This window comes from Gordonia sp. DT101 (assembly GCF_049844895.1).
In the GTDB taxonomy this organism is placed as follows: domain Bacteria; phylum Actinomycetota; class Actinomycetes; order Mycobacteriales; family Mycobacteriaceae; genus Gordonia.
The window spans coordinates 988,452-1,006,476 of sequence record NZ_JBNCLX010000002.1 but is presented as its reverse complement, the minus strand read 5'-3'; the positions used below and the strand labels follow the sequence as shown (position 1 = coordinate 1,006,476).

Sequence of the window (18,025 nt, the reverse complement as noted above, 5' to 3'; positions counted from 1 at the left end):
GTTGGTGTAGCTGGTGCAGATGGTGATCATCAGAAGCTCAGGCCTCCCTCGCGGGCGGCGTCGGCGAGCGCGGCGATACGGCCGTGGTAGTCCTTGCCACCACGGTCGAACACGACGGCCTCGACACCGGCTGCCTTGGCACGGGCGGCGATGAGTTCGCCGACCTTGGTGGCCTGAGCCGTCTTGTCGCCGCCGGCGGCACGCACATCGGCCTCGATCGTCGACGCGGCGGCCAGCGTCTTGCCGGCCAGGTCGTCGATCAGCTGCACGTGGATGTGCCGCGAGCTGCGCTTGACGGCCAGACGCGGACGCTCGGCGGTGCCGCTGACCTTCTTACGGAGACGGAAGTGACGATTCGTGGTCGCGGTGCGACGACGGGTCGAGACGTCCTTGCCGAGTGGCTTGCGGGCGGTCTTGGTTGCTGTGTCAGTCATGGCTTACTTACCCGTCTTTCCGACCTTGCGACGGATCTGCTCACCCTCGTAGCGAATGCCCTTGCCCTTGTAGGGGTCCGGACGACGCAGGCGGCGGATGTTCGCCGAGATCTGGCCGACTTGCTGCTTGTCGATACCCGTGACCGAGAACTTCGTGGGCGACTCGACGGCGAAGCTGATGCCGTCGGGGGCCTCGATCGGCACGGGGTGGCTGTAGCCGAGGGCGAACTCGAGGTCACTGCCCTTGGCCTGCACGCGGTAGCCGACACCGAAGATCTCCATCTTCGTGGTGTAGCCCTGCGTGACGCCGATGACGAGGTTGTTCACCAGCGACCGGCTCAGACCGTGCAGTGCACGACTGCGACGCTCGTCATTCGGCCGGCTGACAACGACCGCGTTGTCTTCCTTGGCGATGGTGATCGGCTCCGACACGGTCAGGCTCAATTCCCCCTTGGGGCCCTTGACCTTCACGTTCTGGCCGTCGATCGTGACGTCGACACCAGCGGGGATCTCGATGGGGCTCTTACCGATACGCGACATGTTGAGACCTCCCCCTTACCAGACGTAAGCGAGGACTTCGCCGCCCACGCGCTGATTGGCTGCCTGACGGTCGGTGAGCAGACCCGATGACGTGGAGATGATGGCCACGCCGAGGCCGCCCAACACCTTGGGCATGTTGGTGGACTTTGCATACACCCGAAGACCCGGCTTCGAGACGCGGCGCAGACCGGCAATGCTGCGCTCACGGCTGGGGCCGTACTTCAGGGAGACGACGAGGTTCTTGCCGACCTCCGCATCTTCGGTGCGGTAGTCGGTGATGTAGCCCTCGCGCTTCAGGATCTCGGCGATGTTCACCTTGATCTTCGACGACGGGAGGGTCACCTCGTCGTGGAACGCCGAGTTGGCGTTACGCAGACGTGTCAAGAAGTCTGCGATCGGGTCAGTCATGGTCATGGTTGACCGTCAACCTTTCTCGTAGCGGTTCCCATACATCGTCGATCGTCGGATTCATATCCTCTGACCTGCGGTGGGCCTTCCACGAAGTGGATAGTTGTGTAAAGGTTCTTGCCGCCGATGCCCTTGGCTTTTCACCGGCACCGGAGACTATTCGGTTGTGGCGTGCGCGCCCCGGGGAAGACCGCAGAGCGCAGGCAACCGCTCTAGTGTAGAGAATTCGCTGGCCAGACCCAAATCAATGCGTTCGAGGCCCCACTCGCGTGGTCTCGATACGCCATCCCGCAAGCTCGATCGCTACTCGATCGGCGGCGGAAACCGGAGCCACCGTCACCACCCGCCGGTTGAGTGGGCACGAGCGAGCGAAGCGAGCCCGAGCCGTATCGAAACCCGAACCGACCACCCTCACTCCAGCACGAAGTCGAACCGTGACGTCGGCACCACGTCGAGGTTCCGGTCGGCACCGAAGCGGTTGACACTTTCGAGCATCCTCGTCATCCGCCGCTCGAGTTCCTGCTGGTCACCGCCGCTCCCGTAAAAGGCGTGGACGTCGGAGACGGCGGCCATCGGGAACAGCTCCTCGACGATGGCGTCGACGGCCGGGGCGTCGGGGGTCAGCGGTCGGCCGACGATGTTCTGGTAGTACCCGAAGGTCGCCTGGGTCTCGATGGCCACCTGTGTGTGCTCGTCCAGCCAGCGGTGCAGCCAGTCGGCGCGTGCGAGGCCGTCGGGTCGCCGGAGGAACGCGACGTTGCTCAACGCCGCGATCCGGCTGCCGTCGGCCGGGAGTTCCGGATCCAGCGGTGCGCGCTCGTCGACCTCCCACGCGGCCAGTCGCGCGACCCGCCCGGCGAGCACATCGAGCACCGGGGGCAGATCCGCGGCCCAGACACTCACGACGCCACCGATCGGCGGATCGAGTTCGTCGATGCGCATCGCACCGGCGACCGCATCGTCGGAGACGTTCACCTGCAGCCGTCGCGCACCCGCGGCCGTACACGCCTCGACCAGATCTGCCGCACGCAGCACCGCGCTCACGTCCTCGCCCCACACCACCGCAATCGCCTTCGTGTCCATGACGCTGCACGGTAGCCGCCCGCCGCGGCGCCGCTCCGCGGAACCCAGAGAGCGCGCCGTGTGCACAGACCGGGCATTTCCGGCACCATCGGGGAATGGACCGGCGACGTTCCGGACCGCAGGGCCGTCGCGGGCCGGTCGGTCGCAGCGGGTGACGAGTCGGCCGTTTTCGTCTGTACACGTCCGAAGGCGACAACCGATTGGTGCGGATGGATTTCGATGGGCGCCCGCCGCCAGACAACCCGTTCGGGAACGAGATCTGGTCGTACGGGCACCGCAACGTCGAAGGGCTCGCATTCGAAGGCGGCGGCCGTCTGTGGGCGACCGAGTTCGGTCAGGACGAGCTCAACCGCATCCGGCGGGGCGGCAACCACGGGTGGCCGGAGATGGAAGGGCGCACGGCGCGTGCGGGCGGCCCCGGCGACGCGCGGTTCATCGCCCCCGATGGTTCGCTGGGGATCAGCACCAGCAACACCGACGGCCGTGGGCGACCCGCCGGGAGACCAGACGGGCGACGACCGGATTCGGCAACTGACCGTGTGACCGGTCGCCCAGCTGCCACAGTTGATGTCATGGACGCCACCCGCCTTCCCGAACTTGTCGACCGACTCCTGACCACCGCCCACTCCGCCCGCAGCGGTCGCGCGGCACACACTCTCTACGGCAGCGCCGACCATCACCTGCGACAGACGGTCATCGCGTTGGTGGCCGGCCAGGGCCTCACCGATCACGAGAGCCCGGGCGAGGCCAGCCTGCAGGTGCTGCGGGGTCATGTGACCCTCTCGACGTCGGACGCGCAATGGCAGGGCGTCGACGGGGATCTGCTCGCCATTCCGCCCGAACGGCACGGACTTACGGCCCAGCAGGACTCCGCCGTCCTGCTGACCGTGATCACGGGGTGATCGCGTCCGCCACCGTTTCGTCATCAACCTCACAGATCGGCAATGCTGCTTGTGAAGTGACCAGTTGTGAAGTGGTGCATGGACAGAACTGACATGGGGCGTTTGTCATCCGATTTCCGGCATTTCACTTCCCCGGGGCCAAAGAACCGTATGGTTTTCGAGTGTGAGCCGATCATCTGGGGTTGACGGCAAAGCGGCGAAGGCTCTGCTGGACGTCGGCAGGTTCTTCACCCGGTGGGATGAAAGCGACGACGGCCGTGCGGTGTTCCGCCACGGCGGACGCTCTGGTGACGTCTTCTATCGTGATCGGTGGAGCCACGACAAGATCGTGCGGTCGACCCACGGGGTGAACTGCACCGGATCGTGCTCCTGGAAGGTCTACGTCAAGGACGGGATCATCACCTGGGAGACCCAGGAGACCGACTATCCCTCGGTCGGCCCCGATCGACCCGAGTACGAGCCCCGCGGATGCCCGCGCGGCGCGGCATTTTCCTGGTACACCTACTCCCCCACGAGGGTGCGCTACCCGTACGCGCGTGGTGTGCTCGTGGAGATGTTCCGGGAGGCGAGGTCCCGGCTCGGGGACCCGGTCCTCGCGTGGGCCGACGTCGTCGGAGACCCGATGCGACGCCGGTCCTATCAGCAGGCACGCGGCAAGGGTGGACTGGTGCGCGTCTCCTGGGACGAGGCGATCGAGATCGCGGCGGCCGCCCATGTACACACCATCAAGACCTACGGACCCGACCGATGTGCGGGCTTCTCCCCGATCCCGGCGATGTCGATGGTCTCTCATTGCGTCGGAACGCGATTCATCCAGTTGATCGGCGGCGTGATGACGTCGTTCTACGACTGGTACGCCGATCTGCCGGTCGCCAGCCCGCAGGTGTTCGGAGACCAGACCGACGTGCCGGAATCGGGCGACTGGTGGGATGCCACGTATCTGATGATGTGGGGCTCCAACGTGCCGGTCACCAGGACACCGGACGCCCACTGGATGGCGGAGGTCCGCTACCGGGGCACCAAGATCGTCACGGTCAGCCCGGATTACGCCGACAACACCAAGTTCGCCGACGAGTGGCTGCCCGCGCAGGCAGGCACCGACGCCGCGCTCGCCATGGCGATGGGACACGTGGTCCTGACGGAATTCTTTGTGCGCAAACGCACCTCGTTCTTCGACGAATACGTCCGCACCTACACCGATCTGCCCTTCCTGATTCACCTCGAGGAACGGGACGGTGACCGGGCACAGGGCTACGTACCGGGCAAGTTTCTGACGGCCGACGAAATAGATGACGCGACAACGGCCGCAGACGAGGATGTCTGGAAGACGGTGGTGCTCGACGAGGCGACCGGCCGACCGGTGGTACCGAACGGTTCCATGGGCTTCCGGTATGCCGACTCCGGTGTCGGTCGATGGAATCTCGACCTCGAGGAGGTCGTCCCAGCTCTGACCCTGTACGGCGATTCTGCCGAGACCGTGCCGGTGAGCTTCCCGGCGTTCGACGCGCCGGACGGCAGTGGGTCGGTCCTTCATCGTGGCGTTCCGGCGGTCCGTGTCGGTGGACACCTCGTCACCACCGTGTTCGACCTGATGCTGGCGCAGTACGGCGTGGGCCGGGACGGTCTGCCCGGTGACTGGCCCAGCGGCTACGACGACGTCGACACCCCGTACACACCCGCGTGGCAGGCCGAGATCACCAGCGTCCCGGCAGAGGCGGCCATCCGGATCGCGCGCGAATTCGCGGCCAACGCCGAAGAATCCGAAGGCCGGTCGATGATCATCATGGGGGCCGGGATCTGTCAGTGGTTCCACGGCGACGCCACCTATCGTGCGATCCTGTCGCTGTTGATCCTCACCGGCTGCATGGGCCGCAACGGCGGAGGCTGGGCGCACTACGTCGGGCAGGAGAAGTGCCGCCCGATCACCGGCTGGATCTCACTCGCCAACGGGCTGGATTGGACCCGACCGCCCCGCACGATGACCGGCACGTCGTACTGGTACATGCACACCGACCAGTGGCGCAACGACGGCTATTCGGCTGCCTCCCTGGCCTCCCCGCTGTCGCGCGGGGTCCTCGACCACGAGCACACGGCCGACGCGATCGCACAATCGGCGCGGCTCGGCTGGATGCCCTTCTACCCGCAGTTCTCGAGCAATCCCCTCGACGTCGCCGAGTCGGCGCAGGCCGCAGTCGACAGCGGCGATGCCGAGAACATCGGCAGCTACGTGGCGCGTGAGCTCACGTCGGGCGCCCTGACCCCGGCGATCTCCGACATCGACGCAGCCGAGAACTGGCCACGCACCCTGGTGCTGTGGCGCTCGAACCTGATGGGATCGTCGGCGAAGGGCAACGAGTACTTCCTCCGGAATCTGCTCGGCACCCATCACAACGTGCTCGGCACCGAGAATCCCGATGCTCCGCGTCCGCGCGACGTGGCGTGGCGCGACGAGGCCCCGGAGGGCAAACTCGACCTGCTGATGTCGGCCGATTTCCGCATGACGTCGACCACTCTGCTGTCCGATGTCGTGTTCCCCGCGGCAACCTGGTACGAGAAGCACGATCTGTCGTCGACGGACATGCATCCGTTCGTGCATGCCTTCTCGCCCGCGATCGATCCGCCGTGGGAGGCGAAGACCGACTTCGACATGTTCCATCTGCTCGCCACGAAGTTCTCCGAACTGGCGCGTACCCATCTCGGCGTGCGACGCGATCTGGTGAGCGTGCCGCTCCAGCACGACACTCCCGGTGAGATCGCGCAGCCGCATGGCCGGGTGGCCGATTGGTGGGGCTCCGACGGGGCGGTGCCCGGTCACCCCGGCCGCAACATGCCGAACTTCAGTGTGGTGGAACGGGATTACACGGCAATCGCGGACAAACTCGGCACCGTCGGGCCACTCGCCGATTCACTGGGCTTCAGCGTGAAGAACGTGACCTACGAGCTCACCGCCCAGACCCGGAAACTGGCCGAGTCCAACGGTGTGATGCTCGGCGGCGCCGGCGACGGCCGGCCCGCGATCGATACCGATGCCAAACTCGCGGAAGCGATCCTCGCCCTGTCCGGAACCACGAACGGCGAACTCGCCGTGCAGGGTTTCCGTACCCTCCAACAGCGGGTCGGGTTCCAGCTCGACGATCTGGCCCGGGGGTCCGAGGAGAAACGCATCCGGTTCGCCGACACGCAGCAGGCCCCCGTGCCGGTGATCACCTCACCGGAATGGTCGGGGTCGGAGACCGGCGGGCGACGCTACGCGCCGTTCACGGTGAACATCGAGCGCCTCAAGCCTTTCCACACCCTCACCGGTCGGATGCATTTCTACCTCGATCACGACTGGATGATCGACATCGGTGAGTCGCTACCGATCTACCGGCCGCCGCTCGACATGCACCGGCTCTTCGGCGAGCCGAAACTCGGTCCCGACGGCGACCGGGAGATCACGGTTCGCTATCTGACGCCGCACTCCAAGTGGTCGATCCACTCGGAGTACCAGGACAACCTGTTCATGCTCTCACTCTCGCGCGGCGGGCCGACCGCATGGCTCAGCCCGGCCGACGCGGCCTCCATCGATGTGCATGACAACGACTGGATCGAATGCGTCAACGCCAACGGCGTGGTGGTGTGCCGAGCGATCGTGAGTCACCGCATGCCGGACGGCGTCTGCTATGTCCACCACGCCCAGGAGCGCACCATCGATGTACCGAAGTCGGAGGCGACGGGGCGCCGCGGCGGTATTCACAATTCGGTGACACGGCTTCTCGTCAAGCCGACGCACATGATCGGCGGATACGCCCAACTGTCGTACGCCTTCAACTATCTGGGACCGGCAGGCAATCAGCGCGACATGGTCTCCACCATTCGCAAACGCAGCCAGGAGGTGACGTACTGATGCGGGTGATGGCCCAGATGGGCATGGTGATGAACCTCGACAAGTGCATCGGGTGCCACACGTGTTCGGTCACCTGCAAGCAGGCGTGGACGAACCGTGCCGGCACCGAGTATGTCTGGTTCAACAACGTCGAAACCCGTCCCGGCCAGGGTTATCCGCGACGTCACGAAGATCAGGAGACGTGGCGCGGCGGTTGGCACCTCAACAAGCGCGGAAAATTGCGGTTACGCACCGGTGGGCGGTTGCAGAAACTGTTGACATTGTTCGCAAGTCCTGTCCAGCCGACCCTGGATGATTACTACGAGCCGTGGACCTACGACTATCAGACCCTGGTCGACGCTCCACTCGGCGACGACTTCCCGGTGGCCCGACCCAAGTCGCTCATCACCGGCGAGGACACCAAGGTCTCGTGGTCGGCCAATTGGGACGACAATCTCGGCGGTGCACCGGAGATGGGCGGACTCGACCCCATCGTCGAGAAGCTGCGCCGGGAATCCGAGGATGCGATCAAGTTCAGCTTCGAGCAGACCTTCATGTTCTATCTGCCGAGGATCTGCGAGCACTGCCTCAACCCGTCGTGTATGGCATCGTGCCCGTCCGGCGCGATCTACAAGCGGTCCGAGGACGGCATCGTCCTCGTCGATCAGGATCGCTGCCGTGGCTGGCGTCAGTGCATCACCGGATGTCCCTACAAGAAGATCTATTTCAATCACAAATCCGGCAAGGCCGAGAAATGCACGCTCTGCTATCCGCGGATCGAGGTTGGGCTGCCCACGGTGTGCTCGGAGACTTGCGTCGGACGGCTCCGCTATCTCGGGCTGTTCCTCTATGACGCCGATGCGGTCACCGCGGCGGCCTCGGTGCCGGACGAGAAGGATCTTTACGAGGCGCAACTGGATCTGATGCTCGATCCCGAGGATCCTGAGGTCATCGCTGCCGCACGAGCACAAGGAATCCCGGCCGACTGGCTCGATGCGGCCCGCCGCTCTCCCGTGTACGCCCTGGCCAAGAAGTACCGGGTGGCGCTACCACTGCATCCGGAATATCGCACGATGCCCATGGTCTGGTACGTCCCGCCGCTGTCACCGATCGTGGATCTGCTCACCGAGCAGGGCCATGACGGCGAGGATCATCGGAACCTCTTCGGCGCCATCGACTCCCTACGCATCCCCGTCGACTACCTCGCGGAAATGTTCACCGCCGGTGACGGCACGGTGATCGAAGGAGTACTACGCAAGCTCGCCGCGATGCGTGCGTACATGCGCGACGTGACTCTCGGCCGCGAACTCGACCCATCGATCCCCGAACGTGTCGGCATGACCGAGGAACAGATCTATCAGATGTACCGGCTGATGGCGATCGCCAAGTACGAAGAGCGCTATGTGATCCCGACGGCTCACCTCGAACAGGCCCATGAGCTCGAGGAGATCGGTTGCTCGCTCGATTACGACGAGGGCCCCGGCATGTTCGAATCGGGCGCGTTCGGCGAGGCGAGCGGCCGGCCGGCTCCGGTCTCGGTCGAGACCTTCCATGCCCTGCGGCAACGCCAGACCAGCGACACCGCAGCGGGTTCGGAGAGCATGGCGGGTCGGACCAACCTGCTCAACTGGGACGGCAACGGGGTTCCCGACGGCATGTTCCCGCACCGATCGGAGGGACGATGAGATTCCCACGTCACCGCACGTCCGATCATGCGGTTGTCCGCCAGGTGGCGTCGGTGTGTCTCGGGTACCCCGACGACGAGATGATCGCCATGGTTCCGCTCATCGATGCCGCACTGGGCGAGCAGCCGGCCGACGAGGCGATCACCGGGCTCCGGTCCTTCGTCGCACACCTGCGGGATTCCGAGCCGAAAATGCTACGACAGGACTACACCGATCTGTTCGATCTATCCCGCAAGCACACGCTGTACCTGTCCTACTGGACCGCCGGCGACACCCGGCGACGTGGCACCGCGCTCGGTTTGTTCAAGCAACGCTACCGGGACAGTGGATTCCTGGTCGACCTGCGCGGCGAACTCCCCGACCACCTGCCGATCGTCCTGGAGTTCGCGGCTCGCGTCGATCCGCAAGCGGGCAGCGAACTGCTGCAGGAGCATCGGCCCGCCCTCGAACTCCTGCGGCTATCACTCGTGGATCGACAGACTCCCTACGTGGACGTCCTCGCCGCCGTGTGCGCAACGCTGCCCGGCGAATCGCCCGCCGACCGTCGGGCCGTGATGGCCATGCAAGGGGCGCCACCGCCCACCGAGACGGTCGGGCTCGAACCGTTCGATCCGAGGCTGCTCCCGATCGCCGGAACGAGGTGATGAAGTCATGGCCGTGGTGTTGTGGGGTGTGCTGCCGTACGTGACACTGCTGCTGCTCATCGGCGGCACCATCTGGCGGTACCGCTACGACAAGTTCGGCTGGACGACACGCTCCTCGGAGCTCTACGAGTCGCGCCTGTTGCGCATCGGGTCTCCCCTGTTCCACTTCGGCATCCTGGTGGTGATCATCGGGCACGCAATGGGTTTGGTGATCCCAGAATCATGGACCGAGGCAGTCGGTGTGTCTGAACACATGTACCACGTCGTCGCGGCCGGGTTCGGACTGATCGCCGGCGTGGCCACTCTGGGTGGGCTGGCGATCTTGATCTACCGGCGCCGCACCTCGGGGCCCGTGTTCATGGCGACCACCAACAACGACAAGGTGATGTACATCGTCCTGACCGCAGCACTGGTCCTCGGCCTCTTCATCACGCTGATCGGCACCGTTCCGGGTGCCGAGGGAGTGAACTATCGCGAAACGGTCGCACCGTGGTTCCGGTCGATCTTCTTTCTCCAGCCCGACGTCCACGCGATGAGCGAGGCGCCGCTGCGCTTCCACATCCACGTCCTCGTCGGGATGCTCGTGTTCGCGATGGTGCCGTTCACGCGCCTCGTCCACGCCTTCACCGCGCCGGTGCACTACCTGTTCCGGCCCTACATCGTCTACCGGAGCCGAGATGCTGCAGCGGCTCCCGGTAGTCGCACGTCCCGGCCCGGTTGGGCGCCCGTCGGAACCAAGGATCGGCAACGATGACCACCGCAACGTCGACACCGGCCGCACTTCGCGCGGGCCAGACGCTGAATCTCGCACTCGCGACCCTCGCCTTCTGCATCAGCTTCTGGGCGTGGAACCTGATCGCGCCGCTCGGCGTCCGGTATGCCGAGGACCTCGACCTGTCGTCCACGCAGAAGTCGGTCCTGGTGGCGATACCGATCGTCGTCGGCTCACTCGGACGCATCCTGACCGGGGCCCTCACCGACCGATTCGGGGGGCGTCTGATGTTCCCCATCCTCCTCGTCGCGACGGCGCCCTTCGTCGTACTCGTCGCAGTGGCAGGCGAACTCGGTTCGTACCCGATGATGCTCATCGTCGGATTCTTCCTCGGCATCGCGGGTACCACGTTCGCCGTCGGCATCCCATTCGTGAACGCCTGGTACGAGCCGTCGAAACGCGGTTTCGCGACTGGCATCTTCGGGGCAGGCATGGGCGGAACCGCGCTGTCGGCGTTCTTCACACCCCGTTTCGTGAGCTGGTTCGGTTACGTCGCCACTCACGTGATCATCGCGATCGCTCTGGTGGTGGTGGCCGTCCTCGTCTGGATGTTCATGCACGACTCCCCCGGGTGGCAACCGAACCGCGCGGCGGTGACACCCAAACTCATTGCCGCCGCGAAACTGCCGATCACCTGGCAGATGTCGTTGCTGTACGCGGCGACTTTCGGTGGTTTCGTCGCGTTCTCGACCTACCTCCCGACATACCTCAAGGACATTTACGACTTCGACCTGCAGGCCGCGGGAACCCGCACCGCCGGATTCGCCGTCGCAGCCGTCATCGCCCGCCCGATCGGCGGTGTGCTCTCCGACCGTTTCGGCCCCCGCCTGATCACGCTCATCTCGTGTGCCGGTGCCGCGGTGCTGGCGATCTGGATGATCACCGAGCCGCCACTGGAGATCCCCGCCGGCATCAACTTCGTGTTGATGGCGGCCTGCATGGGTCTCGGGTCGGGCTCGGTGTTCGCCTGGGTGGCGCAGGCCTCGCCTCCCGAACGCGTCGGATCGGTGACCGGCATCGTCGGCGCCGCGGGCGGGATGGGCGGCTTCTTCCCGCCGATGGTGATGGGCGCGACCTACAACGCTGCCGAGCACAGTTACACCATCGGACTGACGCTGCTCGTCGTGTTCGCGGCCGGGGCCGCGTTGTTCACGATCTTCGGGATCAAGCGCAGGCCGGACGCACTGTCCTCCGGGTGACGCGCGCGTTCATCTTCCCGCGATCTCATCTCGTTCTCGCGACGTCGGTCGAGGTCGCGGGAATGGAATGAGGTCGCGGTGCGATCGCGGCGCGTCCCCCGAGCCCCTCGGCCCGAGCCGAGGTCGGCGCGTACCGATATATTCCTCAACGATGTCCGCCGCACCCATGCCGCCGGCCGCCTCGAGGAGCCACTGACGTTGGAACACCATCCGCTGACGCCGTCGCAGAGCGCTGTGTTGTTCGTGCTGATGTCGCAGGCACGAGATGTCCCCAATCCGGAGCTCCGGGCCCTCGCGCCCGAACTGACCCGCCCGAGTCGGCAGAAGCTCAACGACCTCGGTCTCATCGAATCGGCGAAGGGACCACGCAACAGCTGGGTACACAGCCTGACCGATCGCGGGTGGGCCTGGTGTGCACGAGAACTCGACGAGACGCCACCCAAGGGCGCGCAGCCGCCGATTCGTGCGCTGTACGCGGTCATGGCCGGGATCGGGCGGTACCTGGCCGCCGACGACCTGCGCCTGCACGAGGTGTTCCGACCGCCGGCACCTGATCCGGGGCCGGCACCGGTGCCCGTCGCGGCGCAGACACAACCCACCGCGCCCGACGACGACATCGACCGACGGATCCGTGCCGCCTATGCGGACTCTGCGCGCGGGCGGCCCGGCGCCTGGGTGCCGATGACCACGCTGCGCGCCCGCCTCCCCGCAGTCGGCGCAGCCGCGCTCGACGACGCCCTCGTACGCCTGCAGCGGCGACCGGGCGTGAGTCTCATCCCGCAGGAGGACCAGATGCTGCTGACCGACGCCGACCGGTCGGCCGCGGTCCGGGTCGGCACCCAGCTGTGCCATCTCTTCGCGATCGAGGACCTCTGATGGAAGAACCCACCCGGCAGGCGCTCGAATCGATCCGACTCGACTGGGCCGCCACCCCCGACGACGTCTGGGGATCGCAGGCGCCACTGCACGTCCGAGGATTGCACGAGCCCACCGTCGACGAGATCGTCCGCGCCTTCGACGACGCCAGGCGCAGCAGTGGTGCGAGTCCGCTCGGGGTGGCCGTACGGGGACCGGCAGGCGCGGGCAAGACCCATCTGCTCGGCCAGGTGCGCGAACGAGTGCAGGCGGCCGGCGGATACTTCTTTCTCGTCAAACTCCTGGACGGTGAGGACTTCTGGCGTTCGGTGCTGGTCGCCATGCTCGAGGACCTGAGTCGGCCCACCCCGACCCACCGGTCCCAACTCGCCCAGCTCCTCGACCGACTCGGCCGCGACACCGGGGTCACGGCCGACGATCTGGAAGCCGTGACGGGCACCACCGAGGTGACCCCGAAGATCCTCGACCGGTTCATCACATCGGTGTACACCAAGCACTCTCGACACCGCCGCAGGTCTCAGCACATCCTGCGCGCGCTGGTGCTGACCGAGGCAGACGATTTCGCCACCAAGGATCTCGGCGAGGCGTTTCTGCACCTCGACATCGACGACGGGCAGGAGTTGGCCGTCTGGGGCATCCGCAACGCCCGACTCGGCTACCACGAGATCGTCGAGAACATCTCTCGGATCATCGCCTTCGACAACGCGTCGGTGCTCGCCATCGACCAGATCGACACGCTCATCGAGGCCGCGAAGTCGGAGAACCGCCACGACGAGAACGCCGTCGAGAAGGTTGCCCACGGCCTCATGTCGACCCGCGAGACGATGAGCCGCACGGCGGCGGTGGTCTCGTGCATCACGGCCGCCTGGGACTATCTGGAGAACCGGGTCATGGCGTCGGCGACCGACCGGTTCCGCCAACCACCACACCTGCAACGGCCATCGACCGCTGACTTCGGACGCGCGTTGCTGGCCAAGCGTTTTGCACCATGCTTCGCCGAGGTCGGCTTCCGCCCTCCCTACCCGACATGGCCGGTCACCGACCGGGCGCTCGCGGCGTCGGTGGACTTCACGCCCCGCGAACTGATGCGCACCGCCGACCGTCATATCGGCGCCTGCCTGCGCGCCGACACCTTCGCCGAGATGACGTCGCTGACCGCAGATCAACCGCTCGAGACCATGTCGCAGTCGGACGAGAATCCCGCGCTCGTGCAACTCGATCGGCGTTTCGACGAGCTGCTCGACGCGGCCGACCCGGCACCGGCCGTGGCCCTGGAGAGCGAGGATCGCGTCGTCCCGCCGTTGCTCCAGGCGGGCCTGGCTTCGTGGATCGAGGCACTCGGAGACGCCGGCACCGCCTTCAAACAGGATCCGAAGCCCAGCCCCAAAGCCGTTCTCCACGGGCGTATCCGGCGCATCCTCGACCCGGAGACCGATGCCGAACAGTCGTGGGCCTTTCGCGGGCTCTCGGCCTCACATCACCGCGCGGTGCAGGCCCGACTGGCGAACGCGACGACCGCGGCCGGACTCTCGCGTGGGAGTGCGGCCCGTGCACTCATCGTGCTCCGGCGCCGGCCCTGGCCGTCGGGCGCCAGGACCCAGGAGATGGTGGCCGAGTTCGAGCAACGCGGCGGCCGGGTGATCGCCTGGACCGATGAGGACATCCGGGTGCTGTCCGCGCTGGACCGGTTACGTTCGGAGCGATCGGAATTCCTCACCGAATGGATCGCGCGACGCAACCCCGCGGCCCGGGTCGGCTTCATCAAGGAGATCCTCGAACCGACCGTCGACGCACCGCCACCAGGCCTGGAACCTGTCCCGGGCCCCACCCCTGCCGAGCGGCCCCAGAGCCCTCGTGGCTGGACCGCGCCCGAATCGACCCGCCCCGTCGACCGCTATGCCGTCCCCGCACTCAGCGAGATCGCCCAGAATGTTGTCCTCGGCGCATTCTCTTCCGTAAAGGGCTCGCCTCCAAAGGTTTCGGGGGCACCGGGTGTGGCAGCACCGCAGCGCACCCGCGCGACGGCACCGGAAGGCACCGCCATCCCGCTCGGGTCCGTGGTCGGTGACGGACGTCCCGTGCACATCGGCCTCGAGGCCCTCCGCAAGCACACCGCGATCTTCGCCGGTTCGGGCTCGGGGAAGACCGTGCTGATCCGTCGGATCGTCGAAGAGGCTGCCCTGCAAGGTGTCTCCTCGATCGTCCTCGATGTGAACAACGATCTCGCACGTCTGGGGACGGCGTGGCCGCCGGGCACCCGCGACTGGCACAGGGACGACGAGCGCCCCGATGACAGGCGCCCCGATGACAGGCGCAAGGCGGCCGACTACCTCGCCGGCACCGAAGTCGTCGTCTTCACCCCTGGCCGCAGCAACGGCAGACCCCTGAGCTTTCGTCCACTGCCGGATTTCGCCGGCGTCCTCGACGACGCGGACGAATTCACCGCGGCGGTCGAATCCGCGGCGGCCGGTCTCATCCCCAGGGCGATGGTGGCCGGCAAGACCGCCAAGTCGGTGCAGTCGCGCGCGGTCCTGCACGATGCGCTCCGGTACTTCGGCAGGCACGGCGGCGGTGGCATTTCCGACTTCATCGACGTGCTCTCCGATCTGCCGGACGAGGTGAGCGGGCTGATGAACGCGCACAAATTCGCCGGTGAGATCGCCGAGAACCTGAAGGCGGCACGCGCGAACGATCCTCTGTTCGGCGGGCACGGCGACCCGGCGGACCCCGGCCTGCTGCTCACGCCGTCGCCGGGCTTCCGGGCGCGGGTGTCGGTGATCAACCTCGCGGCACTGAGCAGCGACGACAAGCGCAACAACTTCGTCAACGAGTTGCAGATGGCCCTGTTCGCATGGATCAAGAAGAACCCGGCGGCACAGCGACCGCTCGGCGGGCTCTTCGTGATGGACGAGGCGCAGAACTATGCGCCGTCGGACCGGATGACGGCGTGCACCCAGAGCACCCTCGCCCTGGTGTCCCAGGCCCGCAAGTACGGACTGGGCCTCGTCTTCGCCACCCAGGCGCCGAAAGGACTGGACAACAAGATCCCCGGCAATGCGTCGACCCAGTTCTTCGGCCTCCTCAACTCCCCCGCCCAGATCTCCGCGGCCCAGGGGATCGCCAAGACCAAGGGCAGCGTCATCCCGGATGTCGGACGGCTGTCGACGGGCGTGTTCTACACGGCTCTCGACGGCGGGGGGTTCGCGAAGACGCAGACTCCCCTGTGCCTCTCGTACCATCCGAAGAGTCCGCCGACGGAGGACGAGGTCGTCGCCATCGCCCGAGGAGACCGCTGACCTGCGGCTTTCGGTTCTGTCGGACCCGTTTGCTCTACTCGAGGACATCTTCGAACAAAGGAGCGAATCATGTCCGACCATGCCGCCGCCATCCGGGGACTGCGCCGCTGGCATCCGAACCCGTTGGTTCAGGACACGATCAACCGAATCCGAGCACACGGATGGGCGGTGACCGCGATCAGTGAGCAATGCTCGTGCCGGTCCGACGAGTGCCATCCGCCGGATTGCTCCTTCGCGTACACCTCGGGGATGGGCCTGCACAGCATCCCGGAACTCGCCGTCTACGGGCTCGACGCCTGGACGAGCCGGGAGTTGCTCAACGAGCTGGGCGACATCTTCCACACCTACGACTGGCGGGACGCGGTCGATCGAGGTGTCGACATCACGGTCAGCTCGCTCGAGGTCCCGGTTCGCGTCATCGAGATGATCGACAAGGACGATCTGATCGTGACAGGCGAGCTGTTCCCGGACGCGCCGGCACTGCAGGCGGTCTGGGCCGATGACTTCGGGAAATACCCGTGGGACGACGGCTATTCGCTCGCCGAGCTCGATCAGAAGCTGAAAGGCGTTGCCGGGACGGGCGCGGACCGCGTCCGCGCACAGCGGGTGATCAGCCGTGGGCCCGGACCCAACCGGGCGCAGCGCAGAGCCGCACTTCGCAGGCGCTGAACGCACGAACGGCCCCACCTCTCGCCTGAGAGGTGGGGCCGTTCGTCAAACCCGTTGAATCCGTAGCACTCACACGCGAAAGATGCGTGTCGGTACTACAAAATCGGGAGGGAAGTCACCAGCTGGACTTCTGCACGCCCGGAAGCTCACCGGCGTGTGCCATCTCGCGCAGGCACACACGGCAGAGGCCGAACTTGCGGAACACCGAGTGCGGACGGCCGCAACGGTTGCACCGGGTGTAGCCCCGCACGGCGAACTTGGGCTTCTTGTTGGCCTTGTTGACCAGAGCCTTCTTTGCCATGTCAGTTGTCCTTCACGGAGTTGTCTTTGAACGGGAAGCCCAGCGCGCGAAGCAGTGCGCGGCCTTCGTCGTCGGTGGTGGCCGAGGTGACGACAGTGATGTCCATACCCCGCGGCCGATCGATCCTGTCGATGTTGATCTCGTGGAACATCGACTGCTCGTTCAGGCCGAACGTGTAGTTGCCGTTGCCGTCGAACTGACGATCCGACAGTCCGCGGAAGTCGCGGATACGCGGGAGTGCGATGGACACGAGTCGGTCCAGGAACTCCCACATCCGGTCACCGCGCAGCGTGGCGCGGGCACCGATCGGCATGCCCTCACGCAGCTTGAACTGCGCGATGGACTTGCGGGCGCGACGGATCTCCGGCCGCTGACCCGTGATCAGGGCGAGGTCCTCGACCGCACCGTTGATCAGCTTGGCGTCGCGGGCGGCGTCGCCCACACCCATGTTCACCACGACCTTGACCACGCCGGGGATCTGCATGACGTTGTCGTAGGTGAATTCCTTGTTGAGCGCGTCCTTGATTTCCTCGCGGTAGCGCGTCTTCAGCCGAGGCTGGACATTTTCGGTAGTGGTCATGTCAGATGTCCTTCCCGTTCTTGCGGGAAATCCGGACCTTCTTGCCGGTCTCCGCGTCCTCGCGGTAGCCCACGCGGGTCGGAGTTCCGTCGGAGTCGACGACCATCACGTTCGAGACGTGGATCGAGGCCTCCTGGGTCACGATGCCGCCGGAGGCCGCGCCACGCTCGTTGGCCGAGGCGGCGGTGTGCTTCTTGATTCGGTTCACGCCCTCGACCAGGACCCGCTGCTCCTTGGGGAAGGCCTGGATGACCTTGCCCTTGGCGCCCTTGTCCTTGCCCGAGATGACGATCACGGTGTCACCCTTGTGCACCTTCATGTCAGATCACCTCCGGTGCCAGCGACACGATCTTCATGAACTTCTTCTCGCGCAACTCACGGCCGACCGGGCCGAAGATGCGGGTACCACGGGGGTCGTTCTCACCCTTGAGGATGACGGCGGCGTTCTCGTCGAAGCGGATGTAGCTTCCGTCCGCACGACGGCGCTCCTTGGAGGTGCGCACGATGACCGCCTTGACGACCTCACCCTTTTTGACGTTGCCGCCCGGGATGGCGTCTTTGACAGTGGCGACGATCACGTCACCAATGCCGGCGTAGCGCCGCGAGGAACCGCCCAACACGCGGATACAAAGGATTTCCTTCGCACCGGTGTTGTCGGCGACCCGCAGGCGAGATTCCTGCTGAATCACTCGTCAATCTCCTTGACCTGGATGTTTATGTCCGCCGGATTGCCGACCCGACGCACACGGTCTGTCGCCACCGAACACGCGC

The 18,025-nt window shown here is 65.9% G+C and carries 17 protein-coding genes and 1 pseudogene; 10 read left to right on the top strand and 8 right to left on the bottom strand.

What is annotated here, in order from left to right:
• Nucleotides 1-29: 29 nt before the first annotated feature.
• From rplR to ACLQ3I_RS10830, 4 genes are all read right to left on the bottom strand, one after another.
• Nucleotides 30-434, bottom strand: a complete 405-nt coding sequence (rplR, locus tag ACLQ3I_RS10845; protein ID WP_425790798.1) for a 50S ribosomal protein L18 — start codon at nucleotides 432-434, stop codon at nucleotides 30-32.
• A 3-nt stretch (nucleotides 435-437) separates the two neighbouring features.
• Nucleotides 438-974 carry a 50S ribosomal protein L6 gene (gene rplF / locus ACLQ3I_RS10840; RefSeq protein ID WP_425790796.1) on the bottom strand — a complete coding sequence of 179 codons (537 nt, stop codon included), beginning with the start codon at nucleotides 972-974 and terminating at the stop codon, nucleotides 438-440.
• A gap of 15 nt (nucleotides 975-989) precedes the next feature.
• Nucleotides 990-1,388, bottom strand: coding sequence for a 30S ribosomal protein S8 (gene rpsH, locus ACLQ3I_RS10835; protein ID WP_267629835.1), 399 nt, complete (start codon nucleotides 1,386-1,388; stop codon nucleotides 990-992).
• A gap of 405 nt (nucleotides 1,389-1,793) precedes the next feature.
• A complete protein-coding gene (locus tag ACLQ3I_RS10830; protein ID WP_425801787.1) occupies nucleotides 1,794-2,465 on the bottom strand; it encodes a hypothetical protein in 672 nt (223 codons plus the stop codon).
• A 209-nt stretch (nucleotides 2,466-2,674) separates the two neighbouring features.
• On the opposite strand from ACLQ3I_RS10830, the pseudogene ACLQ3I_RS10825 reads away from it, so the two are divergent.
• The 10 genes and pseudogenes from ACLQ3I_RS10825 to ACLQ3I_RS10780 form a co-directional block, all read left to right on the top strand.
• Nucleotides 2,675-2,797: pseudogene (locus ACLQ3I_RS10825) on the top strand (PQQ-dependent sugar dehydrogenase); the annotation flags it as partial.
• 240 nt (nucleotides 2,798-3,037) lie between these two features.
• Nucleotides 3,038-3,367: a cupin domain-containing protein gene (locus ACLQ3I_RS10820; RefSeq protein ID WP_425792072.1), complete on the top strand. Its 330-nt coding sequence runs from the start codon at nucleotides 3,038-3,040 to the stop codon at nucleotides 3,365-3,367.
• 163 nt (nucleotides 3,368-3,530) lie between these two features.
• Nucleotides 3,531-7,253, top strand: coding sequence for a nitrate reductase subunit alpha (locus tag ACLQ3I_RS10815; protein WP_425801784.1), 3,723 nt, complete (start codon nucleotides 3,531-3,533; stop codon nucleotides 7,251-7,253).
• A complete protein-coding gene (narH, locus tag ACLQ3I_RS10810; RefSeq protein WP_425790790.1) occupies nucleotides 7,253-8,917 on the top strand; it encodes a nitrate reductase subunit beta in 1,665 nt (554 codons plus the stop codon). The genes ACLQ3I_RS10815 and narH overlap by 1 nt, the downstream gene beginning before the upstream one ends.
• Nucleotides 8,914-9,561: a nitrate reductase molybdenum cofactor assembly chaperone gene (narJ, locus tag ACLQ3I_RS10805; protein WP_425801781.1), complete on the top strand. Its 648-nt coding sequence runs from the start codon at nucleotides 8,914-8,916 to the stop codon at nucleotides 9,559-9,561. The genes narH and narJ overlap by 4 nt, the downstream gene beginning before the upstream one ends.
• A gap of 7 nt (nucleotides 9,562-9,568) precedes the next feature.
• Nucleotides 9,569-10,315 (top strand): respiratory nitrate reductase subunit gamma, encoded by a 747-nt coding sequence (gene narI, locus ACLQ3I_RS10800; RefSeq protein ID WP_425790786.1) that lies wholly within the window; start codon nucleotides 9,569-9,571, stop codon nucleotides 10,313-10,315.
• Nucleotides 10,312-11,532, top strand: coding sequence for a nitrate/nitrite transporter (locus tag ACLQ3I_RS10795; RefSeq protein ID WP_425801778.1), 1,221 nt, complete (start codon nucleotides 10,312-10,314; stop codon nucleotides 11,530-11,532). Before narI ends, ACLQ3I_RS10795 begins: the two co-directional genes overlap by 4 nt.
• A gap of 78 nt (nucleotides 11,533-11,610) precedes the next feature.
• Nucleotides 11,611-12,408, top strand: a complete 798-nt coding sequence (locus tag ACLQ3I_RS10790; RefSeq protein ID WP_425801775.1) for a MarR family transcriptional regulator — start codon at nucleotides 11,611-11,613, stop codon at nucleotides 12,406-12,408.
• Complete coding sequence (locus tag ACLQ3I_RS10785; RefSeq protein ID WP_425801773.1) at nucleotides 12,408-15,704, top strand: helicase HerA domain-containing protein; 3,297 nt, start codon at nucleotides 12,408-12,410, stop codon at nucleotides 15,702-15,704. Before ACLQ3I_RS10790 ends, ACLQ3I_RS10785 begins: the two co-directional genes overlap by 1 nt.
• A 69-nt stretch (nucleotides 15,705-15,773) precedes the next feature.
• Nucleotides 15,774-16,373, top strand: coding sequence for a DUF4262 domain-containing protein (locus ACLQ3I_RS10780; protein ID WP_425790778.1), 600 nt, complete (start codon nucleotides 15,774-15,776; stop codon nucleotides 16,371-16,373).
• Between the two features lie 115 nt (nucleotides 16,374-16,488).
• On the opposite strand, the gene ACLQ3I_RS10775 is transcribed toward ACLQ3I_RS10780, so the two are convergent.
• The 4 genes from ACLQ3I_RS10775 to rplN are packed head-to-tail and all read right to left on the bottom strand — an operon-like array spanning nucleotide 16,489 to nucleotide 17,943.
• Nucleotides 16,489-16,674 (bottom strand): type Z 30S ribosomal protein S14, encoded by a 186-nt coding sequence (locus ACLQ3I_RS10775; RefSeq protein ID WP_161062092.1) that lies wholly within the window; start codon nucleotides 16,672-16,674, stop codon nucleotides 16,489-16,491.
• A gap of 1 nt (nucleotide 16,675) precedes the next feature.
• Nucleotides 16,676-17,254, bottom strand: a complete 579-nt coding sequence (gene rplE, locus ACLQ3I_RS10770) for a 50S ribosomal protein L5 (protein WP_425790775.1) — start codon at nucleotides 17,252-17,254, stop codon at nucleotides 16,676-16,678.
• 1 nt (nucleotide 17,255) lies between these two features.
• Nucleotides 17,256-17,573, bottom strand: a complete 318-nt coding sequence (rplX, locus tag ACLQ3I_RS10765; RefSeq protein WP_164308704.1) for a 50S ribosomal protein L24 — start codon at nucleotides 17,571-17,573, stop codon at nucleotides 17,256-17,258.
• 1 nt (nucleotide 17,574) lies between these two features.
• Complete coding sequence (gene rplN, locus ACLQ3I_RS10760; RefSeq protein WP_425790773.1) at nucleotides 17,575-17,943, bottom strand: 50S ribosomal protein L14; 369 nt, start codon at nucleotides 17,941-17,943, stop codon at nucleotides 17,575-17,577.
• Between the last annotated feature and the right edge of the window lie 82 nt (nucleotides 17,944-18,025).

What these genes read in the sequence shown, in the direction of transcription:
- rplR (WP_425790798.1), bottom strand. Translation starts at nt 434, where the DNA reads ATGACTGACACAGCAACCAAGACCGCCCGCAAGCCACTCGGCAAGGAC.
- rplF (WP_425790796.1), bottom strand. Translation starts at nt 974, where the DNA reads ATGTCGCGTATCGGTAAGAGCCCCATCGAGATCCCCGCTGGTGTCGAC.
- rpsH (WP_267629835.1), bottom strand. Translation starts at nt 1,388, where the DNA reads ATGACCATGACTGACCCGATCGCAGACTTCTTGACACGTCTGCGTAAC.
- ACLQ3I_RS10830 (WP_425801787.1), bottom strand. Translation starts at nt 2,465, where the DNA reads ATGGACACGAAGGCGATTGCGGTGGTGTGGGGCGAGGACGTGAGCGCG.
- ACLQ3I_RS10820 (WP_425792072.1), top strand. Translation starts at nt 3,038, where the DNA reads ATGGACGCCACCCGCCTTCCCGAACTTGTCGACCGACTCCTGACCACC.
- narH (WP_425790790.1), top strand. Translation starts at nt 7,253, where the DNA reads ATGCGGGTGATGGCCCAGATGGGCATGGTGATGAACCTCGACAAGTGC.
- narJ (WP_425801781.1), top strand. Translation starts at nt 8,914, where the DNA reads ATGAGATTCCCACGTCACCGCACGTCCGATCATGCGGTTGTCCGCCAG.
- narI (WP_425790786.1), top strand. Translation starts at nt 9,569, where the DNA reads ATGGCCGTGGTGTTGTGGGGTGTGCTGCCGTACGTGACACTGCTGCTG.
- ACLQ3I_RS10795 (WP_425801778.1), top strand. Translation starts at nt 10,312, where the DNA reads ATGACCACCGCAACGTCGACACCGGCCGCACTTCGCGCGGGCCAGACG.
- ACLQ3I_RS10785 (WP_425801773.1), top strand. Translation starts at nt 12,408, where the DNA reads ATGGAAGAACCCACCCGGCAGGCGCTCGAATCGATCCGACTCGACTGG.
- ACLQ3I_RS10780 (WP_425790778.1), top strand. Translation starts at nt 15,774, where the DNA reads ATGTCCGACCATGCCGCCGCCATCCGGGGACTGCGCCGCTGGCATCCG.
- ACLQ3I_RS10775 (WP_161062092.1), bottom strand. Translation starts at nt 16,674, where the DNA reads ATGGCAAAGAAGGCTCTGGTCAACAAGGCCAACAAGAAGCCCAAGTTC.
- rplE (WP_425790775.1), bottom strand. Translation starts at nt 17,254, where the DNA reads ATGACCACTACCGAAAATGTCCAGCCTCGGCTGAAGACGCGCTACCGC.
- rplX (WP_164308704.1), bottom strand. Translation starts at nt 17,573, where the DNA reads ATGAAGGTGCACAAGGGTGACACCGTGATCGTCATCTCGGGCAAGGAC.